The 26638-nt window shown below is 58.5% G+C and carries 22 protein-coding genes and 1 rRNA gene; 11 read left to right on the top strand and 12 right to left on the bottom strand.

The window, feature by feature from the left end; all coding sequences use genetic code 11:
* Window positions 1-84 precede the first annotated feature (84 nt).
* Entirely contained in the window at window positions 85-1488 is a 1404-nt protein-coding gene (locus AB1Z34_RS02215; protein WP_367157823.1) for an LCP family protein, read from the top strand.
* A gap of 104 nt (window positions 1489-1592) precedes the next feature.
* On the opposite strand, the gene AB1Z34_RS02220 is transcribed toward AB1Z34_RS02215, so the two are convergent.
* The 5 genes from AB1Z34_RS02220 to AB1Z34_RS02240 all read right to left on the bottom strand — a co-directional run bounded on the left by AB1Z34_RS02220 (window position 1593) and on the right by AB1Z34_RS02240 (window position 6613).
* Window positions 1593-2510, bottom strand: coding sequence for a DUF5926 family protein (locus AB1Z34_RS02220; protein ID WP_367157824.1), 918 nt, complete (start codon window positions 2508-2510; stop codon window positions 1593-1595).
* 48 nt (window positions 2511-2558) lie between these two features.
* The gene (locus AB1Z34_RS02225; RefSeq protein WP_367157825.1) at window positions 2559-3437 is read right to left on the bottom strand and encodes a hypothetical protein; all 879 of its coding nucleotides are present in this window, start codon (window positions 3435-3437) and stop codon (window positions 2559-2561) included.
* 127 nt (window positions 3438-3564) lie between these two features.
* Complete coding sequence (locus AB1Z34_RS02230) at window positions 3565-4401, bottom strand: pyruvate kinase (protein WP_367157826.1); 837 nt, start codon at window positions 4399-4401, stop codon at window positions 3565-3567.
* A complete protein-coding gene (locus AB1Z34_RS02235) occupies window positions 4304-5527 on the bottom strand; it encodes a pyruvate kinase (protein WP_367157827.1) in 1224 nt (407 codons plus the stop codon). Before AB1Z34_RS02235 ends, AB1Z34_RS02230 begins: the two co-directional genes overlap by 98 nt.
* A 138-nt stretch (window positions 5528-5665) precedes the next feature.
* The gene (locus AB1Z34_RS02240) at window positions 5666-6613 is read right to left on the bottom strand and encodes an L-lactate dehydrogenase (RefSeq protein ID WP_070858761.1); all 948 of its coding nucleotides are present in this window, start codon (window positions 6611-6613) and stop codon (window positions 5666-5668) included.
* 111 nt (window positions 6614-6724) lie between these two features.
* On the opposite strand from AB1Z34_RS02240, the gene AB1Z34_RS02245 reads away from it, so the two are divergent.
* From AB1Z34_RS02245 to AB1Z34_RS02255, 3 genes are all read left to right on the top strand, one after another.
* A complete protein-coding gene (locus tag AB1Z34_RS02245) occupies window positions 6725-8701 on the top strand; it encodes an alpha/beta-hydrolase family protein (RefSeq protein ID WP_070858758.1) in 1977 nt (658 codons plus the stop codon).
* A gap of 136 nt (window positions 8702-8837) precedes the next feature.
* A complete protein-coding gene (locus tag AB1Z34_RS02250; RefSeq protein WP_005510435.1) occupies window positions 8838-9434 on the top strand; it encodes a superoxide dismutase in 597 nt (198 codons plus the stop codon).
* A 169-nt stretch (window positions 9435-9603) separates the two neighbouring features.
* Entirely contained in the window at window positions 9604-10449 is an 846-nt protein-coding gene (locus AB1Z34_RS02255; protein WP_367157828.1) for a crotonase/enoyl-CoA hydratase family protein, read from the top strand.
* A 4-nt stretch (window positions 10450-10453) separates the two neighbouring features.
* Here AB1Z34_RS02255 and AB1Z34_RS02260 read toward each other — a convergent pair whose 3' ends face one another.
* Window positions 10454-12274 (bottom strand): ribonuclease H-like domain-containing protein, encoded by a 1821-nt coding sequence (locus AB1Z34_RS02260; RefSeq protein ID WP_187404959.1) that lies wholly within the window; start codon window positions 12272-12274, stop codon window positions 10454-10456.
* Window positions 12275-12447: 173 nt separating this feature from the next.
* Between AB1Z34_RS02260 and AB1Z34_RS02265 the strand changes: the two genes are divergently transcribed.
* The 4 genes from AB1Z34_RS02265 (at window position 12448) to yidC (ending at window position 17402) form a co-directional block, all read left to right on the top strand.
* Window positions 12448-13227: a DUF6474 family protein gene (locus tag AB1Z34_RS02265; protein ID WP_070602295.1), complete on the top strand. Its 780-nt coding sequence runs from the start codon at window positions 12448-12450 to the stop codon at window positions 13225-13227.
* A gap of 160 nt (window positions 13228-13387) precedes the next feature.
* Window positions 13388-15145, top strand: coding sequence for an alkaline phosphatase D family protein (locus AB1Z34_RS02270; protein ID WP_255468722.1), 1758 nt, complete (start codon window positions 13388-13390; stop codon window positions 15143-15145).
* Window positions 15146-15493: 348 nt separating this feature from the next.
* Entirely contained in the window at window positions 15494-15847 is a 354-nt protein-coding gene (locus AB1Z34_RS02275; protein WP_069359719.1) for an Lsr2 family protein, read from the top strand.
* A 196-nt stretch (window positions 15848-16043) separates the two neighbouring features.
* Window positions 16044-17402, top strand: coding sequence for a membrane protein insertase YidC (gene yidC / locus AB1Z34_RS02280; RefSeq protein WP_187404442.1), 1359 nt, complete (start codon window positions 16044-16046; stop codon window positions 17400-17402).
* Between the two features lie 53 nt (window positions 17403-17455).
* On the opposite strand, the gene AB1Z34_RS02285 is transcribed toward yidC, so the two are convergent.
* The 3 genes from AB1Z34_RS02285 to AB1Z34_RS02295 form a co-directional block, all read right to left on the bottom strand.
* The gene (locus tag AB1Z34_RS02285) at window positions 17456-18076 is read right to left on the bottom strand and encodes a TetR/AcrR family transcriptional regulator (protein ID WP_048731284.1); all 621 of its coding nucleotides are present in this window, start codon (window positions 18074-18076) and stop codon (window positions 17456-17458) included.
* Between the two features lie 375 nt (window positions 18077-18451).
* The gene (locus tag AB1Z34_RS02290) at window positions 18452-18745 is read right to left on the bottom strand and encodes a GlsB/YeaQ/YmgE family stress response membrane protein (RefSeq protein WP_187404962.1); all 294 of its coding nucleotides are present in this window, start codon (window positions 18743-18745) and stop codon (window positions 18452-18454) included.
* Between the two features lie 344 nt (window positions 18746-19089).
* Window positions 19090-19989 (bottom strand): universal stress protein, encoded by a 900-nt coding sequence (locus AB1Z34_RS02295; protein ID WP_005510554.1) that lies wholly within the window; start codon window positions 19987-19989, stop codon window positions 19090-19092.
* Window positions 19990-20286: 297 nt separating this feature from the next.
* Here AB1Z34_RS02295 and AB1Z34_RS02300 point away from each other — a divergent pair, with 297 nt between their 5' ends.
* Genes AB1Z34_RS02300 through AB1Z34_RS02310 form a run of 3 tightly spaced genes read left to right on the top strand, consistent with a single transcriptional unit; the run spans window position 20287 to window position 24776 of the window.
* Window positions 20287-21318, top strand: a complete 1032-nt coding sequence (locus AB1Z34_RS02300) for a pseudouridine synthase (protein ID WP_187404963.1) — start codon at window positions 20287-20289, stop codon at window positions 21316-21318.
* Window positions 21319-21335: 17 nt separating this feature from the next.
* Window positions 21336-22130, top strand: coding sequence for an ABC transporter ATP-binding protein (locus AB1Z34_RS02305; protein WP_172954627.1), 795 nt, complete (start codon window positions 21336-21338; stop codon window positions 22128-22130).
* Window positions 22131-22151: 21 nt separating this feature from the next.
* The gene (locus tag AB1Z34_RS02310) at window positions 22152-24776 is read left to right on the top strand and encodes an ABC transporter permease (protein WP_367157829.1); all 2625 of its coding nucleotides are present in this window, start codon (window positions 22152-22154) and stop codon (window positions 24774-24776) included.
* 112 nt (window positions 24777-24888) lie between these two features.
* On the opposite strand, the gene AB1Z34_RS02315 is transcribed toward AB1Z34_RS02310, so the two are convergent.
* The 3 genes from AB1Z34_RS02315 to rrf form a co-directional block, all read right to left on the bottom strand.
* Complete coding sequence (locus AB1Z34_RS02315) at window positions 24889-25332, bottom strand: DUF2871 domain-containing protein (protein WP_367157830.1); 444 nt, start codon at window positions 25330-25332, stop codon at window positions 24889-24891.
* A gap of 90 nt (window positions 25333-25422) precedes the next feature.
* Window positions 25423-26178, bottom strand: a complete 756-nt coding sequence (locus AB1Z34_RS02320) for an SDR family oxidoreductase (protein ID WP_161798516.1) — start codon at window positions 26176-26178, stop codon at window positions 25423-25425.
* A 215-nt stretch (window positions 26179-26393) separates the two neighbouring features.
* A 5S ribosomal RNA gene (gene rrf, locus AB1Z34_RS02325) occupies window positions 26394-26510 on the bottom strand.
* Between the last annotated feature and the right edge of the window lie 128 nt (window positions 26511-26638).

Genomic DNA, 26638 nt, shown 5'->3' on the forward strand with positions numbered 1-26638 from the left:
ATGCAGGGTAACGCCAGCGCTACCAAGACTTGTATTGCTGTCTCGGTTCTCTTAGTCCACTGTCGTTGCCTATTCTTTATTGGTATGGAAGGCAACTTCGACGACTCGCGCATTGCCCGCGACCGATACGGTAGGCCGCTTAAAGATCGCTATGGCCGCCCCATCTACCGCCGTGTGGACGAGGCGTCGCCGAAGCATGCCGGCCCCCGTGAGGCCGATTCGCGTGGCGCTTCACGACGCCCCATCCCGCCCCGTTCCGACCGCCCATCTAGGGCAGGGGCAGCCCGCCCAGCGCCTATGCCTCCGCGCAGGTCTAGGCCGCAACCGGAACGTCGGCAGGCGCCACTGAACGAAACGCGCATTGAGTCCCGTCCACCAATGAACCGAGCCGGTAGCGGACGCGCTGGCAGCGATCCGCGGTTTCCCCCACCCGGATATAATCCGGATGCGGATTTCCAATCTTCCTTGCGCGGCTCGTCACAGGACTACTACAGTGCCCCACAAGCAGCGAGTTCTGGCCGTGGTGGACGCCGTGGCAGTCGTGGCGGCGCCGGCGTCAGGTCTGGGTTCCGCATGCCACGCATGCGGCTGCCACGCTTGCGCGTTAAATCCATCATCCTGCTTCTCGTTATCTTCCTTGTCGTCACGATGGCACTTGTCGACATCCGCCTGACCAGGGTCGATGCGTTCTCCGGTCTGGCAGATCGCCCTGCCAATACGATGTCCTCCAACTGGTTGCTTGTCGGTTCGGACTCTCGTACGGGCTTGTCAGAGGAAGATGCTGCCAAGCTCTCGACGGGCAGTGGTGATTTCGGCCAGCGCACCGACACCATCATGATTGCCCACATTCCGGTGCTCGGTAAGCCGAAGTTGGTCAGTATCCCGCGTGACTCCTTCGTGGATATCCCGGGCAATGACAAGAACAAGATCAATGCGGCATTCGCATTTGGTGGCCCCCAGCTACTCATCGACACTGTAGAGAAAAACACTGGAATTCACATCGACCACTACGCCGAAATTGGCTTTGGCGGTTTCGCCGGTGTCGTCGATGCTGTCGGTGGTATCGAGATGTGCCCTGAAGAAGCCATCGACGATCCGCTGGCAGGACTGAATATCCAGGCCGGTTGCCAGAAATTCGACGGCGCGGGCGCCCTGGGTTACGTGCGCACGCGTGCTACCGCCCAGGGAGACTTGGACCGCGTAGAGCGGCAGCGTGAATTCATGAGTGCGCTGATGGGACGGCTGAAATCACCTGCGGTATGGCTCAACCCCTACCGCTGGATTCGCCTGGCCAATGCTGGCACTAAGGCCGTGTTCGTCGGCGATGGTGACCATGTCTGGCACCTGACCTGGCTGATGTTGCGCATGCTCTTCGGTTCCGATTCTCTTACCGTGCCCACCTCAGGCGCCATGGACACCGGTTATGCGGGCAATGTGCTGCTCTGGGACGAAGTCGAAGCGCCAGCACTTTTTGCGGAGCTGAGATAGCCAAGAGGGCAGCTAAAACAGCTTCGGATAGCTTTCGAGACAACTAACGCGTGTGGCTCAGCTTTTTGCTGAGCCACACGCGTTAGTTCTTAAACCAGCTACGCCTAGTTCCGAATGGTCACCTGACGGGACACGATGGTCTCACGGGACTTGCGCTCTTCGGCGGTCAGCGGTTCTTCGCTGGCCAGCGCCTCAGCGATACGCTTGTCGGCCTCTTCCACGGCGGCAATCCAGTGGTCGTGCGGCTTGGTGTTATCCAGGTCCCAGACCGGCACCAGCAGACCATCGGTGCGGAAGACACCAGCGAACTTGGTGCCCTCTCCCAGCGAAAGGTTGTCCGCAGCGTGCACGCGTGCCAAGGCGTCTAGCAGTGGTTTCTCATCTTCGCGGCGCACCCAGCGGATGTGGGCGCGCTCGCCCGGATCAATCCACCACACAGCACCAGCGACCTTCGCATCCAGGCGGTATGACGGGAGAATCGCGTCGTTAGCCACGGCCAGGTTCTGCTCGATCATCGGGGTGCGTTCAATGCCCTTGGGAATCCACCACTCGAAGTCCTGGTGGACCTCCAGGTTGTCGAGATCCACGGCGGTCAGGACGTCGGTAAGCGGTGCAGCCTCGCCGTCAGTGGCGGCGGAGAGCTGCTGGCCCGGCTCTGCGTCACGAGCCCATGCCAGCGCACGGGAGAGATCCGCAGCGCCGTCATTGGTGCGCGCCTGCGTCTGCAGCGCGACGAAAGCCTCATTGCCCTGGTCAGCGGCACGCGTCAGGGCAGCAACGCCGCCTGGCAGCACGGTGCAGAGCTTGATGTCACGCTCGGCGTCAGCGACCGTGACCGGAATGACCACAGCCGGAGCGAACTCGCGGACAGCCACGATGTCAGCCTCTTCGTCGAAGTCCTTGAACGGACGCGGATTACCCAGCAGCGCTGCACGCTCAGCAGCGCGGGCTGCCAGCTTCGCCTGACGACGGCTCATGCCCTCCGGGGCCTGATTATTCTTCTTACAAGATTTCTTTCCCACAAGGCCACAGAATACCTATTCGCTCTCCGTAATTCGCGACTGCCTGGGCTACTTATAAAAATCGTCGACGAATTCGCTCGCCGTTCCTTCGAAAAGCTGCTTGTCGACGGCCATTGCGCCCGTCTCCCCTTGTTCATCGGTAGCTTCGCTGGGGATGAAGCCCTTGGACCAGAAACCGGGCTGGGTGCGTTCGCGACCGGCCCCAACGGGGATGTTGCGATGCACTTCCTCGGGAGCCAACACGTAGCCGAGTAGCCGCGCTGTGAGGGCAGTCGTCACACAAGCTAAAACGGTGATGATTCCGGCCTGGAAGTATGTCCGGGACACGTCGGCTGCGATAAACCACCCCACTGCAAGTGGCCACAAAACGCAGGCCAGGTACCAGATAAAGCGACCTGGCCCCATTACGGCAGTGACTCCTGTTTCAGCCAACGCGACCACGGGCCCCGTGATGTTGCGCACTGGCCACATGTGCATCGTGCGCACATCCGTTGCCGTGCGCGACAGCAGTGGGCGAGCATACGTTGCGCGGTCACGCAGCACCTGGAGGGTCTTGTAGACCGAAAAACCCAGCCCAATGAGGGAAACCATTCCACAGAGACCGAAAGCCCATGCTCCAAACTCACCGAGGAGGGAAACCACTAGGTCCTGACCGGGGCTCAGGATGCTCATCCAGACGAAAACGGTAAATGCGGCGAATACTCCGGCGCCGCTCATCGCCCATCGAAAGACGCTGTCCGCGCGCTTGCGAACAATCTCATCGGCCTTCCAGCGCGGCGTCGCACTCGTGATAGTCGAATCCGAGACAGTCGGCTGCCAGCTCTGCTGCGGTGGCAGCACCACCTGAGGTGGGGACTGCTGCGGCTGTTGCTTTGGAGACTGCGGCGGCACAGCCCACCCCGCGTTTTCTGCCTGTTCATTAGACATTTTCCGCAGGGCTCCTCTCTCGCGTCTCTCTCGCGCGGCTGGCTTCTTCCGCAGTCTTTTCTCCAACGGCGTTTTTTGGGTGCGCTCCCCTAACCTACCTAAACTAGCCCGGCCACTAACCCCGCCACTAGTCCGACCAGCTGCGAATCTTCCGCAGCATGATGCGGCTCTTACGCTGCGAACGGCCCATCTTCCGAGCCAGGTTGTTCAAAATCGCGATGGCCTCGGTGATGTGCGGCCCCTTGTTCAGCATCACGCACTCGGCACGCAGGGCGAAGGCCGCATCGGTAATCTCCGCGCGGGAAGGCAGGCCGGCCTTGGCCATATTCTCCAGCACCTGAGTACCCAGAATGGTCGGCACTCCGGCTGCCTGCGCCAGCGTCAGAATCTGGCCTGGGACCTCACCCATGCGGTCGAAGCCCAGTTCCACAGCCAGGTCACCACGAGCAATCATCAGACCGGACTTGGCGCGCTTCATGCTGGCGATGATGATTCCCGGCAGATTCTGGAATGCCGGAATAGTCTCAATCTTCAGCACAACACCTAGGTCCCGAGCCCGCGATGCCAGATCCTCGCGGCCTGCAGCCTCATGTTCTGCCGCAATCTCATCGAGCACCTTGTAGACGTACTCAGCATCCTCCTGCGTGCGAATAAAGCTCACCGCAGCAATATCCGCGTGCTCCACTACAAAGCGCAGATGCTCAATGTCTTCGTCGGTAAGCGAATTGAGCGGCAGGTCGGTGTTCGGCAGGTTGATGCCTTTATGCGCCGCCAACGGCTGTCCGTTCGGCTTGGTGCGCTGGACACGCAAGCGGGCATCGACGTGGCTATCTTCGCTTGACGACGTCTCGGAGACCTCAACCACCTCAGCGCCGAGTGCACCGTCGTCGAAAAGCACCGGATCGCCCGGCTTCAGAGCCGCCACGGCAGACGGCAGCGAGCAGGAGACTCGTGGAATTTTCATCCTCGGTGCGTGGAATGGTGGTGATTTCCTCGCGGCTGGTGAGAATGAACTCATCCCCAGTGTGGAAACGCAGCTTTTGCACGGTCGGTGGCACGCCGCCAGCACGTGTGACCTCGTAGTTGCTGCGCAGGTGTGTGCCCTCGGCGATCCAGGCGTTCTTCTCACCCTCGGCGAGCACCGCCTCGACCTCGCCCTCGACGTCGGTGTCGATGCGCACAACGGTGAAGTGACGCTTCGCTGAGCGGGAGTCATGCAGCGTAATGACATCATCAAGCTGCAGCTGCTCCAACCACCCCTGATCTGCTTCCAGTGGCAGAGCAGGACGCCCCGGCAAATCGTTCGGAACTGGCTTGGGGTGCTCATCCAGACGTGGAGTCAGCCAAATCTTGGACTTGGAGATGACCGTGCCGGCGTCGTCACGCACAACGCGGGCGCGACCCACGCGCGGTCCCGGTTCGATATCGCCTGTGCGCAGCTTCGGGCCAGCCAGATCCATGGACACGAAGATGCGGCGACCGGCCTTCTCAGCTGCAGCATTGACGTTGTCAATCATGCGGCTCCACTGCTCAGGGCCGTCGTGGGCGCAGTTGATGCGAGCGAGATCCATGCCGGCAGCAGCGAAGCTCTCCACCAACTCTGCGTCGTCGGCGGCCTCGGCGGGCAGGGTCACCATAATGTGCGAAGTGACATCCGCGCGCTCCTGACCGAACAGCTCGGTGGCGTTGTTATCCAGGGCAATATCCGCGCGCTCATCATCGGCAATAATGCGGGCGACATCGATATCTGAGGTGCGCCCCGCCAGGGCCAACAGCGCGTTGAGGGCAAGTTCAAGGCGCCCCCGGGTGAAAGTCTCCACCGTGGTCAGACTGGTCACGCCGAGGTCGTGCAAACTGTTTTGCAGCTCACGGATGTCAATTGTGCGCAGGTGCGCGTAGTGCAGTAGGTTTTCCGCGTGCCGACGGCGCTCTTCCGGCACCTCTGCGAGCAGTGCAGATGCCTCCACCGAGACGTCGTCCAACTCTGTAATCAAATCGGTGACCTTGCTGATGAGGTCATCCAGACGCGGTACATCCGCGCCGCTTTCAGTGTTGTCAGTTGCTGTGTCTTGAGGGCTCTGCGCTGCCATAGAGAAGGCACTCCTGTGTTTAGGACGAAGCGTTGGCCAGAGTCGGCCACGCGGGCCAATAGAAGGTGGGCATTCTCATTCTCAAATGAGACGGCCGAAAGCGCATGTCGAGAAGACATGCGCTTTCGCTACCAGCAGTTACTTCCAGAATGGATCCTGCACATCTCGGAGCGTCTGAACGGACTTGTCCAGCTGCTTCTTTTCGTATTCGTCCAGCTCAAGCTCGATAACGCGGCGAATTCCTCGGCGGTTCACAATGGCTGGTGTTCCGATGAACACGTCCTCATGGCCATATTCACCTTGCAAGTATGCGGAGACCGGCAGAGCCACCTCTTGGTTTTGGAAAATGGCGCGCGTGATGCGGGCCAGACCCATACCGATTCCGTAGGAAGTGGAGCCCTTGGCATCGATGATCTCGTAGGCGGCATCACGGGTTCGGATGAAGATGTCCTCCAGCTCGTCGTGAAGCGCTGGGTCGGCGGCGAGGCGCTTGGACAGACTGACGCCTGCAACGTTGGCGCTGGACAACACCGGCAGCTCGGAGTCGCCATGTTCACCGATGATGTATGCGTGCACGCTCATCGGGGAAACATCGTAGTATTCACCCAGCATGTAGCGGAAACGTGCGGTGTCCAGGATGGTGCCGGAGCCGAAGACACGGTTGTGCGGCAGCCCGGAGTACTTCCACGCAGCGTATGTGAGTACGTCGACGGGGTTGGAAGCAATCAGTAGGAGCCCATCAAAACCGCTGTCCATAACGGAATCGACGATGGACTTCATGATTTTCATGTTCTTGTCCACCAGCTGCAGGCGAGTCTCGCCCGGCTTTTGTGCCGCACCTGCACAGATAACCACCAGCGCGGCATCGTCACAGTCGGCGTACGTGCCCTGGGTGACTTTGGTGCGCGACGACGCCCACACCACGCCATGGTTTAAGTCCATGACGTTGCCCATCGTCTTCTTCTCGTCGATGTCAATGATTGCCAAGTGGTCGACAGTGCCCTGGTTGACCAGCGAGTACGCGTATGCAACGCCGACGTCGCCAGCGCCGATCAGCACGACCTTATTTCCTGTGGATAGCTTCATAGCCCTCGGATCCTTCTCAACCGATTCGGAAAAAGTTGCGACACCCCACAGGCTACGCTTTGTGCGGAAAACTGGCGCGGGATGAATAACCCCCGTGGAAAAAATTTTGTCATGATGGGAGTCATGGGATTCCTGCGTCGCGCATTTACTTCGATTGCGCCCTCGATTGCGTCTACGGGCGACACACCTGTAGCTCAGCCAATCGAAACCGCCAGGACAGTGCGAGCTGCACGAGCAGCACGAACAGGAATTACAGGAGTCGCTGGCACAGCTGGCATGGCCAAAGCGCTGGGCGCAGTCGGCACCGGCAGCCTGATGGCCGCGAAAGTCTTTCGCGAACGCCTCCTAGGTACCGGCCCCGGCACTATCCGCAGCGCACTGCGGGCCGGCATCCCCTCCAACCCCGGTCTAATTGGTGCAGAAATTGCGTCATGGGCTGCCTTTAGCCCCTCGCTGATGCCGCGCACTCGGACCGCCACCGTTACTGTGACCTTCCTGGCACAGCTGGCGGGCCATGTCACCGGGGTGGCCATCGGCTATGGCTACAACACGACGATGCGGCGTCTGGCCAGCACTTCACTCAGCCGCTTTGCGCTGGCACCTCGTCACGAACGCGCACTGGCCGTGACCTGGCACGTGGCCACCACGGCCACCACCGCGGCGCTGTGGCTGCGCTCCATTTCCCAGCAGCGCGAAATTGGTCGCCTGGTGGGCAAGGATGAGCAGGAATCCGCACGCAGCCAGTTCGCCTCCACAATGATTGCCAGTGGTCTCTACCTGACCACTCGGGGGCTCTCCGCGCTGGCCAACCGCGGCTATGACCTACTGCGGGACAACCTCCGCCCCTGGCTTCCTCGCGGTCTCGCCCCGGTTCTCAGTGGTGCCATCGTCGGTGGTGCCGTGGCCGCCAGCATTGACCGACTGCTTATCCGTCGGACTTTGGAGTCCATCGCCAAGAAGTCCCGCTACCTGAATACCCTGGTCGTTCCAGGTCGCATGCAGCCGTGGGAGCCGGAACGTTCCGGAAGCCCATGGTCTCTGGAGCCGTGGTACGCACTCGGTGCCGAGGGTCGCGTCTTCGTCGCCGAAGGCCCCCGTGCCCGAGATTTGGCAGTGGTTACTGGCAAGCCGCTCTCCGAACTGCAGGAACCCATCCGCATTTATGCGGGCAAGGTGCAAGGCCGTTCTCTGCGGGAACAGGCGGAGCTCATCATCCGCGAGATGCACCGCACCGGCGCGTTCCGGCGCGATCACCTGGTTGTCTTCACCACCACCGGCACAGGTTGGGTGCCACCGTGGTCGGCACAGGCTGCAGAGTTCTTGACCCTTGGCAACTGCGCCACTGTCGCTCTGCAGTACTCTGACCTGCCCTCCCCAGTGGCGTGGCTAACGGACCACGAAACCCCAATCGCAGCTGGCCACACTCTTATCCATCGGGTGTTGCAGGAAGTCGACAAAATGCCGGAAAACGACCGGCCAAAGGTCTACGTCGCCGGTGAATCCCTCGGCGGGTTTGGCGGTCTCGGCGCGTTCGAGAATTCCGCCGACATGCTCGCACGCGTCGACGGTGCTGTTTGGACTGGCACACCGCAGTTCTCCGCAATGTGGAAAGAGCTGACGCACCGCCGGACAAAGGGGTCCCCAGAAATCGCTCCGGTCATCGACGAGGGTCGAAACATCCGCTTCGCTACGCGCCCCGACGAGCTGTACCACTCGTTCTATGGCACCAAGTTCGGGCCGTGGGAGTTCCCGCGCGTCGCATTCCTGCAGCATGCCTCTGACCCCATCGTCTGGTGGGATTACCCGCTGGCCTGGCGCCGCCCCGACTGGCTTGCAGAGCGCGTCGGCCGCGATGTCCTCCCCTCCATGCGCTGGCACCCGTTCGTCACCTTCTGGCAGGTGCTTATCGACGGCCTCGCCTCCGTCACCGTCCCCGGTGGTCACGGCCACCGGTACGAGGAAGAAATGCTGCCAACGTGGGCTTCCATCCTCGACATTCCGCTTGACGACGACCTGGGTGGCGCAGCCGGAATGCGCTTCAAGCGCGTGAGTAAATGGATTCGCCGCACTCAGCCGCCGCGTTCATAAACTTGTGACAGATATCCCTGAACAGCATTTTTTATGAATTTCGCATTAATTGTATTGCTTAAATGGTTGCGCATCCACTCATCTTGAGTACCATCGACGGCACAACCTAAAAACGTGTTGAGGAGGAATTTTCCTAATGACTAAGTACGAACTTCCTGAGCTGGATTACGCTTACGACGCTCTGGAGCCGCACATCTCCGGCGAGATTATGGAGCTGCACCACAGCAAGCACCACGCTAATTACGTCAACGGCGCCAACGCTGCTCTGGAGAAGCTCGCTGCTGCTCGCGAGTCCGGCGACTTCGCAGCTGTTACCGGCCTGTCCAAGGACCTGGCCTTTAACCTGGGTGGCCACACCAACCACTCCCTGTTCTGGAAGCTGCTGTCCCCGAACGGTGGCGGCCAGCCGACCGGCGAGCTGGCTGAGGCTATCGAGCGCGACTTCGGTTCTTTCGAGAAGTTCCAGGCTCACTTCAACGCTGCTGCTCTGGGTCTGCAGGGCTCCGGCTGGGCTGTTCTGGGTTACGACACCATTGCAGAGCGCCTGGTTATTGAGCAGATGACTGATCAGCAGGGCAACCTGTCCATCAACCTGAAGCCGGTTCTGCTGCTGGATATGTGGGAGCACGCTTTCTACCTGCAGTACAAGAACGTCAAGGCTGACTACGTCAAGGCTGTCTGGAACGTCTTCAACTGGGATTACGCTGCAGAGTTGTTCGCAGCCGCCAAGTAATCTCGGCTAACAGCGCGCGACTTTTACGCGTCCCTGCCGCGCGCTAAAGATGGCTTACCGGCTCGCTGACGGGGCTTACCCTCAGCGGGTCGGTTTTTTATGTCTTGTTTGAGACCACTTTTGGTATTTCCCGGGCGGCACACGTAGCCGTCGTTTAGCGTTAGTGCCCATGAGCACCAGCAACAATGTCAACGTCACCTATGAACACCTCGCCGTAGCTGATTCAGAGGCGGCGAAAATCGCTGTCGTCAGTTTGGACCGCGGAGACAAACTCAACGGTCTAACACTTGAGATGCTGACCGAGCTGTCCACCGTCGCCCGGAAACTGGCAGCTGACCGTGATCTGCGCGGCGTAATCCTCCGTGGCGAGGGCAAATCGTTTTGCGCTGGGCTCGATTTCGCGTCGGCATTTAAGAAGCCCTCGCGCATTCTGCGCTCATTCGTCCCCGATATCCACGGCACGAACCTGTTCCAGCGCGCCTGCTGGGACTGGCGACGCCTGCCGGTGCCGGTCATTGCGGCGGTGCATGGGCACTGTTACGGCGGTGGTCTACAGATTGCGCTAGGTGCTGATTTCCGCATTACGACGAGCGATGCCAAGTGGTCAATCCTCGAAGCGAAGTGGGGGCTGATTCCGGATATGTCCGGTATGCGAACCATTCTCGACGAGGTCAGCGCCGATACTGCACGTTGGCTGACTATGTCTGGCGAAGAACTCAACGGCAAGGAAGCAACTGAGATTGGTCTGGCGACGTGGGCCGTGGACACGGAGGACGCTGCGCTTGAACTGGCCAAGGAGAAGTTGGCACAGCTGGCGACGCGTTCGCCAGATCAGCTGGCGGCGACGAAGCGGCTTTTCCGCGATGTGCACCGCTCCCCTCGCTCAACATTCCGTGCCGAGCGCACACAGCAGTTGCTGCTGTTAGCCCGCAAGAACACGGCCATCATTCGCAATGCTGCGATGAAGAAGGTCTCCCCTAAGTTCGCCCGGCGCGGCACGTGGACGCGTGGTTAGCGCGCTAAGGAACCGGCAGGTCATCCCCATGCGGCAGGTCCGCGGCCGCACGCTGTGAATCCAGCCAGTCGCGGACGTGGGCTACCGATCGGCAGTCATCGCCATTGTAGCGCAGCAGCATAGCGCGCGCCTCGGCTTGCGTGAGCTTTTCAAAGGACTGTTCCGCGACAAAGTCGAGGTCAGTGGCCGTCGCAATGCGATACAGATCCAGCGATGCCTCGCCGTCAACATCGGCGTCGCGCCAGTGGAAGCCCGACCACGGGGCCACGACTTTCAGCCCCATGCCGACGGTGGAGAGGATCTGGCGACGGGCGACCTTCAGCATGTCCACCCAGTCCTCCGAGGCAATGAACTTGTCCACTTCTTCGCGGGTCGGCACCCGCACAATCTTTGTCGGGCCAGCTGCCTCGAAACCGGAACCAGCCACATCACCTGTGGCCAAATCCGCCGAATCTGCGGGCACCACATATTCCTGGCCGCCGAACCGGGTAGCGCTCTGACGTAGCCAATAGTTCTCGCCCTCTGCCGCCCAGCAATAGGCGCGGAAGGTCTTGCCTTGTTCATGCGCCGCATTTCGACGCCGCATCAGGTAATCCCAGAAAATCGCAAAATTCCTGGCCTCCGCCGTGCCGCCGAGCCCCTCTGGCCCCGGTGGCTCCCAGGTGATGAAGCCACGGTAGTCCTCCCCGGGCACCCAGGTTCCCCACAGGTAGGCGCCATCGTTGGGATACGCCTCCATATCGATGTCCATCTCGACATCGCCACGCGGGGCCGATGTCTTGGCGGCTACCCGGAGCGCGTCGACGTCGGCAAGCCGCGCCCTCGCCATCCACACCTGCTCCTTGCTGACGTGCGGAGTGTTGGTACTCGCCTGCGCCAATGCCGTGACCGTGTCGATGCCCACGCTGCGCAACCGCATGGACTTATCCCCAGGTAGAAGGAGGGAAATGTCGTCACTTGCGGTCAGCTCATCGAAGCAACGGTCGTGGTGATGGCAGGTTCGGCACTCCCGGATGCGCCGTGGCGCCAGCGGCCAGGTCCCTGGCGTAAACCGTGACGGTCGCCCCTGAGTGGCAGCGACGGCATCACGCGCGTCGCGCAACGCCATCCGGTACGAGGCCACGCGCGAACCCTCATCAGCAATGACGATATGCCGTGTATCCAGATTCATTCCGGTGGCACTAATCGCCCCCACCAGGCCACAGGACACGCCCAGCCGGTGCAGCATCGCCGCCGCCTGCCCCAGCTTCACAGCATCAGGTCCGTAATGCCGTAGCTTCCACTCATCCGTGACAACCATCGCCTGACGCAGGGTCCGCCCCATCACACCATCACGCCCGAGCCGGTCAACGCCCAGCAGTCGTACCTGCATCGCCGCCGCACGCGCCGCATTGCTTGACGACGGCTTACGCCGCCGGCCCTGTTTGCGCGCAGAGAGCAGATGCCGTGTGACAACCAGGACCGGCATGTACGTCGGTGAGGTCGTCTGCGGTGAATCATCGACCTTGACCAACAGATCAGGGTGGCAAATCTCGTCGATTCCCGAGTACACCCCGCCGGGAATCGGGCGCTCATGCATGAGCACGCCACCGGCGATGACGCTTTCTCCACGGGCGATGGCCTCAAGGGTATCCAGGTGAGCGTCCGGCCCCGAGGCCACTGTGTACAGGTCGGGGATGGACGCGATGGACGTCGGCAAGCGGTGCTCTTGGTGAGAAGCAGGTTCGGCTAGCCGCCCCTCGCGCAGGTCGAGGCTCAGCCGGTAGCGGCAGCCGATGAGGTCGCTCGCGTGGAGAAGCGGGCGCGAAACGGATGAATCAGTCACAATGAGAATTAGCGTATCGCCACTCGGTAGGAAGTTTCACGTTAAGCTTGGATAGCAAGAATCGTGATGCAGCCACTGCATCTGGCAAGCGCACTCCGGCGCGGTGGGGTTTAAGGGTTTTCCGCCCCGCTTTTCCGGAGGGACTATCTGCGAGCAACTAGGCGAAGGAAAAAATGAGCTTCTTGGGTGACATCCGTGAGCGTCGGCGCGAAACCGCCAAGCAGGTGAAGGCTGCCAAGGCGAAGGCTAAGGAAGAGGCTCGCCACGCAGCTCGACTTAATCGCAAGGCACACAAGGCTGAGGTCAAGGCCGCTAAGCGCGACCAGAAGCACCAGCACAAGCTGGAGCTGAAGGAGGCCGCTGGCCGCGTTCGTTCTGAGGAAAAGCTCGGTAAGAAGGAACTCAAGCTGGAAAACCGTGCTCTGAAGCGCGCGGAGAAGATCCGCAAGGCAAGTGCCAAGGACGAGAAGAAGGCGCTGGCTGCCAAGCAGCGTCACCAGACCAAGATGGCCGAGAAGATCCTGGCACAGCAGCGCAGCCAGGGCTTCAACAAGGACAAGGCAAAGTCGTGGATCGGTGGCGCGCGCCTGCTGGTACCGGTGCTGGTTCCGCTGGCCTACCGCGCTATCACTGCCATTCAGCGCCGTGAACACTCGTCGGCCGCGCAGAAGTTCGGTGTTTCCGCTAATGATGCCGCTCGTTACCAGGGGCACGGTGCACCGCTGCTGGCCCGCATTGAGGCTACTCGCGGTTCGCTGACGGAGCTGCGTAAGTCGGGCGCCAAGGGCATCGATGGTTTTATCAAGGACGCCAACTCGCGTCTGGATGTCATGACTGATGCTATTAATACTGCCGAGAAGATGACCCCGGAGCAGCGTCGTCGCGCGCACCACTCCATTACCGCGGAGCTGGATTCGCTGGACCGCCAGATTATTTCGGAGCTGGGCGCGTAAACCCGGCCGCTTCAGGTTGAGGCCACTCGCCGAGATTCATCGAATTGAGCGCGACTGTTGTTGAACAGCAACAGTCGCGCTTTTGCTCTTATTACCCCCGTATCGGGCTATTTTTTCCCACCAATGGCGCTACGGACTGAGAACTACTGTAATGAGGGCTATGCCATCTTCAGATAAATCTCAGACTGCAGCCTCGAATCTGAACGGTGCGGTCTCGTACAGCGACGCAACAGCCCAAAAGCCATTCACCCCTTCTCGTCGTGCCGTACTGCGTGCCGGCGCTACCGGTGCTGCTGCCGGAGCCATCGGCCTGGCAACCGCTACCAGTGCGGGGGCCAATCCTGAGTCACAGTCCCCAGCTAATGCTGGCGGTTCCGGTGGTTTTCAGGTATTCCAACACGGCGTGGCCTCTGGCGACCCACTGCCGGACTCGGTTCTTATCTGGACTCGTGTGACCTCACACCCAGGCGATACCGCAGGTGCAAACCAGGGCCGTCCTGTTGCACTGAAGTGGGAAGTCGCTTCTGATGAGGGCTTCGGCAACATCGTTGCCTCTGGTGCCCTGAACACCGACCCGGATGCTGACAACACTGTCAAGATCGATGTCAAGGGTCTCTCCGCTGATTCCTACTACTTCTACCGCTTTACCGTCACCGCTGGTGATCACGCGGGCCAGGTTTCCCCGATTGGCCAGACTCGCACTGCGCCGCCGGTGAACTCCTCGCCAGATCACCTGGGCATCGCGCTGACTTCCTGCGCTAACTGGGAAAGTGGCTTCTTCTCCGCTTACCGCGACATGGCGGAAAATGACCGCATCGACATCATTATGTGTGTCGGTGACTACATCTACGAGTACGAGGCCGGTGGCTACTCCGGCAAGGGCCCGGTTCGTGACCACAAGCCGGCTCACGAGATCATTTCTCTCGCTGACTACCGCCTGCGCTACGCCACCTACCGTACCGATGCGGACCTGCAGGAAGCTCACCGCGCAAAGCCGTGGATTGTGACCTGGGACGACCACGAGGTCGCCAACGATGATTGGCACAGTGGCGCTGAGAATCACGACCCGGAGACCGAAGGCGACTACATTGCCCGCCGCGACGCCGCTATCCAGGCTTACCTGGAGTGGCTGCCGGTTCGCGCGGTCCCGTTCTCCCAGGGCGGAAAGCTCTACCGCAGCTTCCGTTTCGGCGATCTCGCCGACCTGACCATGCTGGACCTGCGCACCTACCGCGACCAGCAGCTGAAGTTCATCCGCGCTGGCGAGACCGATGATGAGAACCGCTCCATGCTCGGCTCTGAGCAGTTCAATTACCTGCTCGGCCAGTGGCGTTCCTCGAGCGCAAAGTGGCGTGTCGTGGGCAACTCCGTCATGTTCACTCCAGTGCTGGTTCCGCCGCTGGATCCGGAGGCCACTCGCGCTGTCACTGAGCTGCTGAGCTTGCCTCAGGACGGCCTGCCGTACAACTTGGATCAGTGGGATGGCTACGCTGCTGAGCGTCGTAAGCTGATTGACATCATGGGTAAGGAGGGCTACGACAACGTTGTCTTCCTCACCGGCGATATTCACTCCTCCTGGAACTGCAACGTACCGAAGGTCCCGGGCCAGTACCCGAGTGCCGGTATTGCCGCCATTGAGATTGTCTGTACTTCCGTCAGCGCCCCGAACATCGATGACATTGTGAAGCTGCCTCAGGACAACCCGATTTCCTTGGCTGCTACCGCTGGACTCAAGGCTGCGAACCCGTACGTCAACTACCTCGAGTTCGACCGCCACGGCTACACTGCCGTCTACTTCGGCCGCGAGGACGTTACCTCTGAGTACCGCCTTGTCGAGGTCAAGGAAGAACCGAACCAGCCGCTTTTCGTCGCCGCTACCTACCGCGGCAAGCCGGGTCAGGGCATGACCCAGGCTTAAGCGCCTTCTCGTCCTTTCGCTTTACGACGACTACCGAGAGCGCACCCCGCATTGCGCCCTCAGTGGCGTAGTTGCTGTTCACGACGGCCCTGCACAACATGCAGGGCCGTCTTTTTATTACCCCAAGTTCTTGTGCACAATTAATCGAATTATTAACAAACCATGTATTCAATATAAGTTGCACAATCAAGCTAAATTATCGTCAATAGACATTAAATTTCTTTGCACTTATACTGTGGGGGAAAGAAAATAGGGCTTGATATTAATTTGAAATTTCACCGTATTGAAGTTTCACCGTAAGCCTTCTTCATTATTACAAGTTCAGCACCAAGCTTAGGCAGGGATTCTATGGCACGCCGCGAACTAATTCAGTACATCGACGACCTCGATGGGACTCCACTTGATTCCGCAGACCACCAAGTCGTTCGTTTCTCTTTCCGCGGTAAGAACTACATTCTCGACCTCTCTCAGGAAAATGCAGAGAAGTTCGAGCAGGTATTAGAACCGTATATTGCGAAAGCTTCCATTGATCACAGCACGGTTGTAGCTCCGCGTAAGCGCTCTTCCGCTAATCCCAATGCCGCTGAGGCCCGTGATCGCAATCGCAAGATTCGCCAGTGGGCACGAGAGAATGGCATGGATGTTGCAGACCGTGGTGCGCTGCCAAAGCACATTATTGAAAAGTACGAGAGCGCTAACTAGTTCTCACCCAGGTCCATTTGCCTTCCACTGGGTTTCACCCAGGTTTACTATCTTTAAAACAGGGTCCCGCCACAGCGGGGCCCTGTTTTAAAGTTGGGGCAGGTAATTCGAGTCGCTAGGATAGCGGCTGGAATTGGCACACCGGCCTCATCCGGTTGTCTTACTTTTCTTATCCTTGACATGGAGGAGTCGGCCCGTGGTCATTTTGGAACCATTTGTTTGGCTGGTCTCGTTTGTCCTTAAGGCGTGGCACCTTTTACTGGCCTCAGTATTTCACCTGCCGTCTTCTCTGTCCTGGACGCTTTCTCTCTTCCTGCTGGTGTTTACGGTGCGTGGCGCTTTAGCGTTTCTCGCGTTCCAGCAATTTATCTCGGCGCGCAAGACAGCCAACCTACGGCCGCAGCTTTTTATGCTCAAGGAGCGCTACCGCAGGAGCATCGAGCCGAACTCGCCACAATACGTAAACTTTGCCAGCAAGGAAATGCGCAAAGCAGAGGGAATTAAGACCTCCGTAATGCTGGCGCCCCTCTTCGTCCAGATTCCCGTGATTATGGGCCTTGTTCGCATGCTGAGGCACATGCTGCGGGCGTCTGAGGGGCCTGGGCTGCCTGCGTCTCATAATGTCGGATTCATCTCTAAGGATGAGATCTCCGACTTTCTGAGCGCGACATTCTTGGGACAGCCTCTACCCGCATATCTGCGCATGGACCCGGCGCAACTGCAAATCCTCGGGGGCAATCATGATTCGCTGTTAACTTTCTGCATTATCGGCATCGTGGCAGCGGCCTTTTTCACCGGTTTTAACTTGGTCATTTCCTACCGCCGGTTGCAGCGCACTCTCGACTATTCCAATAGCGTCAGTGTATTCCTCAGCAAGTTCATGCGCGTAATGCTTATCTACGCACCGCTGATGATCCTCTTCGCGGGGTTCTTTGGCCCAACACCTGTGGCTCTAATTGTCTACTGGGTCACCAATAACTTCTGGACACTGACCCAAAATATCATTCTCACCCGCTATGTGGAAAAGACCTACCCGCTCACGGACGATTTCCGAACTCTTCAAAACCACCAAAAGGGTGAATACGAATCGGAGCGGGAGGAAAAGAAGAAGTTAAAGCAGGCCAAGCGTCACTTTTATATCAAATCCGCATTCGCTCCGTGGAAGATAAAGCAGTTTAAGAGCGAATATGCCGCTATTGAGAAGGAATCGCGGGACCGTCGTAAAGCAAAGCAGGAAGAAGAATATGCCCAGGCTTTGAAAATTGCGAAGGTTCGCTACATGGTGACCCAGATGCGGCCTGGTGCTCAGGACAATTTGCCGTCCCTGACGCAGGATATGAAGATTTCCTCGGGTATAGTTCCGCCGCTTCCCGGCCTGGCTAAAGTGCGGGACGACATGAAACGACAAGCCGAGAAAGCTCAAAAAGCACAGAAACGGCCGAAGCCAATTCTGATTGCAAAGAACCTGGGAATGCTACTCGGCCAGAATACGAAGAATATGATTAAGAAAGCCACCGGCTCAAAGGAGTCGGACTGGAAACGCTTCCGAGATTAGCCCGTGAGTAAAAAGGCGAGAACTACGACGCGTTAAAAAAGGGAATTAAGTATTTACGTGACCAGGTCACGGGCCAGGTCGCGCGCCATCTGCAGCGGGTTCAGGTCTTTGGACATCTTGGCACCCGCGAGGCCGCCGTCGAGGTAGAGCAACAGCATATTTGCGTGAGCGGACGGCATACTAGATTCATTTTCAGTCAGCAGCGTGTGTAGCTGTTGCCAAACCCAGGAACGGTGATCGGCTGCGGCCTGACGGATGTCCTGCTCCGACTCCGTTTCCGGCCGCGGATATTCACTAGCCGCATTCTGGAAGTGTGAACCACGGAAGTCGATTGCCGGCTGCTCCGCAATACACTGATCAAAGAAAGCGAGAATCTTCTCCGCCGGGGTATCCAAAGAGGCCACTCGCTGCTCCCAAGCCTCCCGCCATTTGGCGTCAAGGTCTTGCAGATATGCGATGACTAGCTTGTCCTTGGATCCAAACAACGAGTACAGGCTAGCTTTGGCCACATCAGCTTCCCGCAGGATGCGGTCAATGCCGACGACTCGGATGCCCTCCGTTGTAAACAGAGTTGTCGCTGATGCCAGGAGGCGCTCCCGCGGACTGGGGCGGTTACGACGGCGAGAGGAAGCGCGGCCGCCTTTTGCGCCCTTGCCCGTTGTCGCTTCTGCCACGGCAGTACCTCTCGTCCTTCCAAAGTCACACCTCGTTCTAACAGCTGCTTACTCGCAAATACCGGCGTTAGCGCCATTGCTTTCAGAGCACTGAACAGGGCGTTCATAGTCTGTGATATTCCATTGTAGGCGTATCTGCGACTGTGCTTTTGTAAAAGAACAAACTAGTCAGTCTTTCAGCCTCTAGTCCTACTTTAGCGTGCGATGATTGCCGCCCCCAACAGATGTCACGACAATCGCAGAACGCCAACGTCACGACAACCGCACAACAAAAAGGGCATCTCAATGTTGATGAGATGCCCCGCGCTCTAGCTCACTATCCAGTAGATAGCCGCGTTACGACGCTTCGTGCATAGTCGCGCTGTTTTGCTTGGCTTACTTGCGCTTCTGAATCATGCCGACAATCCACAGCAGGATCACAGCACCAATCAGACAGGTCAGGAAGCTGAAGAACATTCCACCGCTCGCGACATCAAAGCCGACCCGGGTGAGCAGCCAACCGCCCAAGAAACCACCGACGATACCAACGACGATATTCAGGACGATGCCCATCTGCTCATCAGTGTTCATGATTTTAGAGCCAATCCAGCCGGCAAGACCACCGATGATAATCCAACCAACGAAGCCCAGAGTAGGGCTAAAGGAGGCAGCAAGAAGAATCTCGTTCATGATAGATATTCCTTTCCCGAAATCGTTCTGACTCAACTATAAGTCTTTCCGAAAACTCTTGCATACACTGCAAGCACTATCAGGCCATTTCGGCCACTGAGAAACTAGCGAGATAACAGTCGGATAGCCACAGGAAAACTCTTATAAAATCTGCACTTTCTGCATGAAAACAGGGTTTATGCAGACGAGAGGCCTCATTTGGATAAACCGAAGCCGGCCCCGACACCTGTCGGAAACCGGCTAGGTTCTACTTATAAATATTCGGTAACGGTTTCTACTCTCGGCGCTAACCGCGCCTCGACGACCGCCGCCGGCGTCTTTTCTCAGCCCCCTCGAAGGGCGCTTTAGGCGTCAGTCTCCGGGCGGACGACCATCATCGGGCAAGCAGCCGCCTGCAGGAGTGCACGCGAAGTGGAGCCGAGCAGCATGCCCTTGAAACCTCCGCGGCCATGGCTGCCGACGACCAGCAGCTGCGAGCCTTCCGAGGCATCAGCCAGAGCACGAACCGGGCGGTCGCGGGTAACAACCTTCTTGATGGCCACTTCCGGGTACTTCTTAGCGTACTTCTCCAGACGGTGGCCGAGCAGAGCCTTCTGCTCCTCTTCCACAACCTGCCACTGGCTCTGAGCTGCAGAAAGGCCAGCCAAGGAAGCCTGTACCTGCATGTCCATCCAGGTGTGAACCGCAATCAGTTCGGCACCACGAGCATCGGCCTCACGGAATGCGTACTCGGTTGCCTTCTCGGAAATGTCGGAGCCATCGACGCCGACAACGACAGGGCCGTACTTGGTCTCATCGGTTACCAGGTTATCCTCGCGGACAACAACAACCGGGCACGATGCGTGGGAAACAACAGCGGCGGAAACCGAACCCATGACCATGCCAGAGAGCCCGCCCAGGCCGCGAGAGCCCATAACCACCATGGTTGCCTGCTCAGACAGGTCGAGCAGCATGTCAATCGGGCTGCCCTCTTCAATCTGGTGGCTGACATCTACCGACGGTGCGAAGTCGAGGGCAATCTTCTTGGCCTCGTTAATCTTCTCCAGGGTCTCGGCCTCAAGATCGTCGTAAAGCTCCTGCGGCGGAACCATGCCCTCTGCGTAGAGGAACTGCGGCATGGAGTAGCTGCTGACCAGACGGAGCGGCTCACCGCGCTTCACTGCGGTGTTAGCGGCCCACTTGACGGCGGTCTTGGATGCCTCCGAGCCATCGACCGCGCACACAATGATGTTCTGCCTTGGCATTGATTGCCTCCTTATTATGCGATCCATAAAAATTGGCTCTCCGCGGCCCGACCGCAACGCAGCTACACCTATCGCACCTGCTTGGACGCCATTTTAATGGACAAGCTTTGCTATTTAGTCAACTCTTCCGAGCCAACCCTTTTATTACTTTCACCTCCACCCTACCCCCATTATGTTGCGACCGACAGGGCAGAATGTTGTCCGCCTACGCCATTAGGGGCGATACCAACACAGCCCTGCGCCAGCAGCTCCGCTTGCCCGCCGGGTGAATCCGGGGCACCTGTTAAAGTCAGCCGTATGCGTCGCATGCCACTGCCCATTCGCGATGGGCTCAACCCCTCCCGCATCGCCGCTCCCGGGCGTCGTGGCGATGCCCCCACCCGTGCGTGGGATCTGCTCGCAGGCGCTATCGCAGGTCAAACCTACCGCCACCCAGACGATGATGAAGCGGCTGTGGCCAAGCGTTTTGCAGATGGGCTCGTCGTTCGCGCCAACTCAGTGCCCTACAGTCCAGATGACATGGTGAAGCCCGGCGCGGAAATGTGGTTTTACCGCACCCCGGCACCGGAGCGCACAATCGCGGGGCCGATGCCGATTGTCTTTCAAGATGACAACCTTGTGGTCGTCGACAAGCCGTCGTTTTTGGCAACGATGCCGCGCGGCCGACACATTACGGAAACTGCTGTGGTTCGCCTGCGGCGGGAGCTGGGTAATCCGGAGTTGGTTCCCGCGCATCGCCTCGACAGGCTGACGTCGGGGTTGCTCATCTTTACCGCCCGGCGCGAGGTTCGCGGCGCCTACCAGGGGCTTTTCGCATCGGGGGAAGTCACTAAGCGCTACCACGCACTGACGTCGCCTACACCCATCGCTGACGCGGCCAGCGAAGCCCTGCCCGAGACCCCACTGGAATTGCGCACACGACAGCACAAAATTGCTGGCCAGATGCAGGCTTATACTCTCGAGGGCGAGCCAAACGCCCACACCATCATCGAGCGCATTTCGCTTGTCGACGTGCCTTCGGACGCCGACGGCCTCGCTGCCGACAGTGGTCGCGTTGCGCTGTGGCAATTGAAGCCCATCACCGGACGCACTCATCAGCTGCGGCTGCACTTGAGTGAACTGGGCTTTCCCATCCTGGGTGACCAGTACTACCCGGAGATTCTGCCGCTGGAGGCCGAGAATACCTCGGAGCCCCTGCACCTGGTCTGTGTTGAAATGAGTTTCGCTGACCCCGTGACTGGGGAACAACGAACGTTCCATTCCCGTCGCAGCGTTTTCAATCCGCTTTCGCTGCCGGATATTAATTCGCCGTTGATCAAATCTAATTAGAAGAGAGCCCCTCCCCCATGTCTGCCAAGCATGCAAAACGCCCCACCAAATCATCCGCTGAGTCTTCTTTGAAGCATTCCGCCCCACCAGCGGCGGCCTACGCTGAGGGGCTCACCAAGAAGTACGGTGTCGGCAATGCCGCTGTTACTGCACTGGACCATGTCGATATCTCTTTTGCCGCTGGTGAGTTCACCGCGATCATGGGGCCGTCCGGGTCGGGTAAGTCGACATTGATGCACTGCATGGCCGGCTTGGACTCCGCGACGTCGGGAAGCGCGTACATCGGCACGACGGAACTGTCGAAGCTGTCGGACAAGGAGATTACGGCGCTGCGGCGTGACCGCCTGGGCTTTGTGTTCCAGTCCTTCAACTTGGTGCCGACATTGACAGCGGCGGAGAACATCACCCTGCCTATCAATATCGCTGGTCGTAAGGTGGATAAGCAGTGGTTCGAGGAAATCACCACGCGCCTCGGGCTTAAAGAACGGCTTACGCACCGCCCCTCGGAACTGTCCGGTGGCCAGCAGCAGCGTGTCGCCTGTGCGCGTGCCATTGTCAGCCGGCCGGAGATCATCTTTGGCGATGAGCCGACGGGCAACTTGGACTCGAACTCATCCCGTGAGGTGTTGACGATTCTCCGCGATGCGGTTGATGACATCGGCCAGACCGTTGTCATTGTGACGCATGATGCCACCGCCGCGTCCTACGCAGACCGTGTTGTGTTCCTCGCGGATGGCCGCGTGGTTGACGAGCTTCGCAACCCCACGCCCGCCGATATTTTGGCGCGCATGGCAGATATTGAGAATCTTTAGGAAGGCAGGTCATCTCTCCCCATGGCATCATCGTCTTCCACGCTAAGCCGCGTCGCCTGGCGTAATATCACCTCGCACAAGTTGCGCCTCGTGCTCACAATTATTTCGGTCGTGCTGGGCACAGCCTTCATCACCGGCGCATTTGTGTTCACATCATCGCTGGACAAGGCCTTTAAGGGCGCAATGAGTACCGCTTATGACGGTGTCGACGTGGTGGTGACGGCCCCAGCTGACAATCCCGGTGCTCTCACCGAAGAAACCGCGCAGGAAATCGAAAGCTTCCCCGGGGTCCGAGCCCTCAACATTGGCGATCCCAACAACAGCATTACGGCCACAGGAGCCGACGGCAAGCCGATTCAAACCAATGGTTCGCCATCGATGGGTCTTCCCTACTATCCAGCGGCCGAAGCGGTGGGCAACAAGGTCACGGTTACCGAGGGGCACGCGCCGGAAACACCAGGTGAGGTGGTCGTCAACTCCACCACCGCCGAACTCGGCAACCTCCACGTCGGCACTGAAATCAAAGTAGCCACCCGCCTCGATCGGGCGACGGTGAAGGTTGTCGGCATCGCTGATACCTCCATCGACGAAACCGGCTACCTCGCGGTCTTTTTCACCCAGAATCAGTGGCGCAAGCTCTACGGCGCGGACAGCCATATGGACATGTTCACCCTCGCCGCCGATTCCACCACTGACGCTGCCACGCTTACCCGTGATGTCGCAGAAGCATTCCCCGAGCTCAAGGTAGAGGCAGGCTCTAAGCTCGCCGAGGAGGCCTCCGAACGTGTCTCCTCTGCCTTAAGCTTTGTCAACTACTTCCTCATCGCTTTCGGGCTCATCGGTCTGCTGGTGGGCATCTTCATCATCTCCAATACTTTCACCATGCTGGTCACTCAGCGCATGAAGGAATTCGCTCTCCTCCGCGCCCTCGGTGCTTCACGACGACAGCTCACTGGGTCAGTCCTCTTGGAGGCATTCATTGTTGGCCTCATCGGTTCCGCACTAGGTGTCATCACGGGATTTGGGCTGAGCCAGGGGCTATTCATCCTTCTCGATGCCATGAGTATCTCCATGCCCGGCGACGGCCTGACATTCGAACCGGTGGCAGTCATCGTTCCTCTCCTTGTCGGCGTGGTAATTACCATGATTGCTGCCTGGACGCCGGCCGCCCGCGCTGGCGCCGTTCCTCCCGTAGAAGCCATGCGCTCTGGGGATCAAACAACCAGCAATAGCCTCAGTGCTAGGACGTGGGCCGGTGCTGTGCTGGCGTCCGCCGCGATCGCAATCATTGCCTGGGCATTGCAGTGGAACGACGCAGAAACCAAGATTCGTGCCATCTTCGTTGGTGTCGGTGCAGTGATGGCCGTAGCCTCCGTCTGGCTTGTCGGCCCCGCGCTGTCCATGCCTCTGATCGGAGGACTGGGGCGCGTCGTAGGTGCGCCTTTTGGAACCGTCGGCAAGCTTGCGGCGACGAACTCCCACCGCAATCCGCGCAGAACGGGAACCACATCGTTTGCACTGACGCTCGGGCTTGCGCTGGTGACTGTGATCGGCATGTTCGGCGTATCCATGAAGGAGGCGGTCAATGAGTGGTCAGAGACCAATCTGACGGCTGACTTCGTACTCTCGCCACCTCTGACCGCGCATTCGGCCCTGCCGCTTGGGGTCGAGGACGCAGTGAAGGATATCGATGGTGTCGACGACACCGCAACTTTGTCGATTGGCGCGCTGCTGGTGATCCCACCTGAAGAAGCCGGCACGATGATAGCTTCCGACGGCGAACAAACTGAAGTCGGACCGGAATCTAGTAATGCGTCGGTTTTCAACTCCAACGTCGGCAAATGGTACGGCACTCGCGCCATACAGGGCTCCCTCGATCTGGCCAAGCCGGATGCGGGAATTGTCATCAGCGAATCAACAGCGAAAAAGAATGGTTGGAACGTTGGCACTGAACTCGCAGTGGTTTCCAAAGGCGGCATAACACGGCTCCCCGTCACCGGCATTTTTGCTGACACGAATGATCCAGGCCAGTCGATTATGGTCTCCGACGAAGCCGCCCATAAATATGTCAAAAGCAGCCACCTGTTGCCTTTCCAGACCTACGTCGATATTTCTGATTCCATCGCGGCAGACAGCGGCTCCATGGATGAAATGAAGCAAAAGCTTAGCGACGCAGTTGCGGACTACCTCGTAGTACAGGTGATGTCTGCTAAGGAGTTTGCGGGGCTGGCTAATGCCTCTATCGATGTCATGCTGGGAATCGTCTACGCGCTGCTGGCCCTGGCGGTCATCATTTCGATTCTGGGAATTATCAATACTGTCGCGCTCTCGGTTGTCGAGCGCCGCCAGGAGATTGGCATGCTTCGGGCCGTCGGCCTGCAACGCTCGGGGATTCGCCGGATGATTCGCCTGGAATCTGTGGAAATCTCCATTTTCGGCGCGGTTGTAGGTATTGTCCTCGGCTTGTTCCTCGGCTGGTCACTTCTGACCGTGCTGAAGGATGAGGGCCTGAATACTATCGCGGTACCGTGGCTGCAGATCGTTCTCATGCTGCTTGGGTCTGCGCTTGTGGGCATTATTGCTGCTCTCGGCCCTGGTCAGAAGGCCGCGAAGACACCGCCCCTGGCCGCTATCGCAGACGAATAGTCGCCGTTATATGAAAGCGCCCCGTGCAGATATTGTTTCTGCACGGGGTTTCTATTGCGCCTTATCGCCTACGCCGAATCAGCAATCCAGCTCACGCATTTCCACTGGAAATTCACACGGCCGCGTTGGCCTTGCGAACCTCGCGTTCACGATTCTTCAGCGCCTTATTGAGAAGCATAAAGAACCACACAAAGCCGACCGTCAGGATAATGTGGCCGAGCCCTGCAATTCCCGAGTACATCGCACCCCAGGCCTCCGGGCCTGAAACAACGTGCACGATACCGTTAGCCACCATCATGCCAACCGTCCAAACAATGCCGACATTCTGGACGATGAACCAGCGATCAAAGCCCTTGACAGCTGAAATATTGAATTGACCATCCAATGCCAGCGCAACCAAGAAAAAGATTGTGCCAAGAACAAGGAAATGCGTGTGCAGCGTATTGAGCTGCGTTTTATCCCCGAAATCCATCGCACGGGTAAATTCACGATAGAAAACGCCAGAAAACAGACCAAGACCGAGATACACCGAAGCAGCTGTGAATAACTTACGCATACTTCGTAGCCTACTCAGATAACGCTGGCTTCTAAACGGACCAAACCCAGGGGGTTAAACGAAAGTTTGATTCCGCGAATCTAGACGGCCTCAAACTAACCGCGCGAATCGAGCCACCACACGTTTCGGCACAGTTTTGGATAGGGCCATCACCAGGCCATATAGGCCGGGCGCTACCTCCGCCCGACCCCTCTCCGCTCCACGTAACGTGCGCTCCACTAGATAATTGAGATTCTGCTCCGGCATGAGACGCAACTTCACCGACTTCGCCTGCTTCACGACGTCCCGTAGCGCCTTGGTCTTAACCTTTCCCGGGTAGCAAATAGTTACAGTTACACCATTAGGTTTCAATTCCTCTCCAAGGCAGATACCCCAGTGCCGAATAAACGCTTTCGATGCTGTGTACACCGCCAGCCCTGGAGTTGGTGCTACAGCTGAGATCGATGAAACGAAAATGATGTGGCCGTTCTTTTCGAATAAATCGTTTAGCGAGTAAACCGCTGCGACCGTACCGCGAATATTCGTCTGTATCATTTGATCAGCCTGCGAAAAATCCTGGGTTTTAACATCGCCATAATTCGCATACGCGGCATTGAGGATTAAATAAACTATCGTCGCGTGATGGCGGTCAACATGATTCCGGAGTTTATCGCCAAAATCATCATCGGACTGATCTAGACAAAGATATCGAAGACGAGGACCTTGCCTCTGCGAGAACTCAGCGTCTTCACCGGAAGAATCATCGTTGTAGCTACGAGAAACACACCAAATTTCATCTAGGTCTGGACGTAGCTGCCCAAGTCTATCGGCAAAGACGGCGCCTATGCCCCGAGATGCTCCAGTCACGATTCCCACTCGCATGAATTCCAAGATACAGCCGACTGAGTCGAGCAATTAAAACGGCGCCGACGTAGCGCGCCGCATAGGAATAAGCATACGAACAGCAAAATGCAGCACTAAAACGCTAGTTAATTCTGTTTACCCGTAGGTACAAAAGCGGGCCGCAGCACCCAACCCCACACAAGGGGCAAGGCAACCACGACCCACAAACAAGATTATTATGCCGGCGGCGACCTACTCTCCCACACCCTCCCGAGTGCAGTACCATCGGCGCTGGTGGACTTAGCTTCCGGGTTCGGAATGGGACCGGGCGTGACCCCACCGCTAACACCACCGACAAAAACCAGGCAACAACCCATCCCCACCACAACGGGTGGGTGGTGTCATGCCAGACACTGAATAACGGACGCGAGCAAAAACCCTGTAATTCACACATTGTGTGTTGAATGTTTGGTCTATTAGTACC

Origin of the sequence: Corynebacterium sp. 045007, from assembly GCF_040743205.1 — a bacterium.
Taxonomy (GTDB): domain Bacteria; phylum Actinomycetota; class Actinomycetes; order Mycobacteriales; family Mycobacteriaceae; genus Corynebacterium; species Corynebacterium jeikeium_D.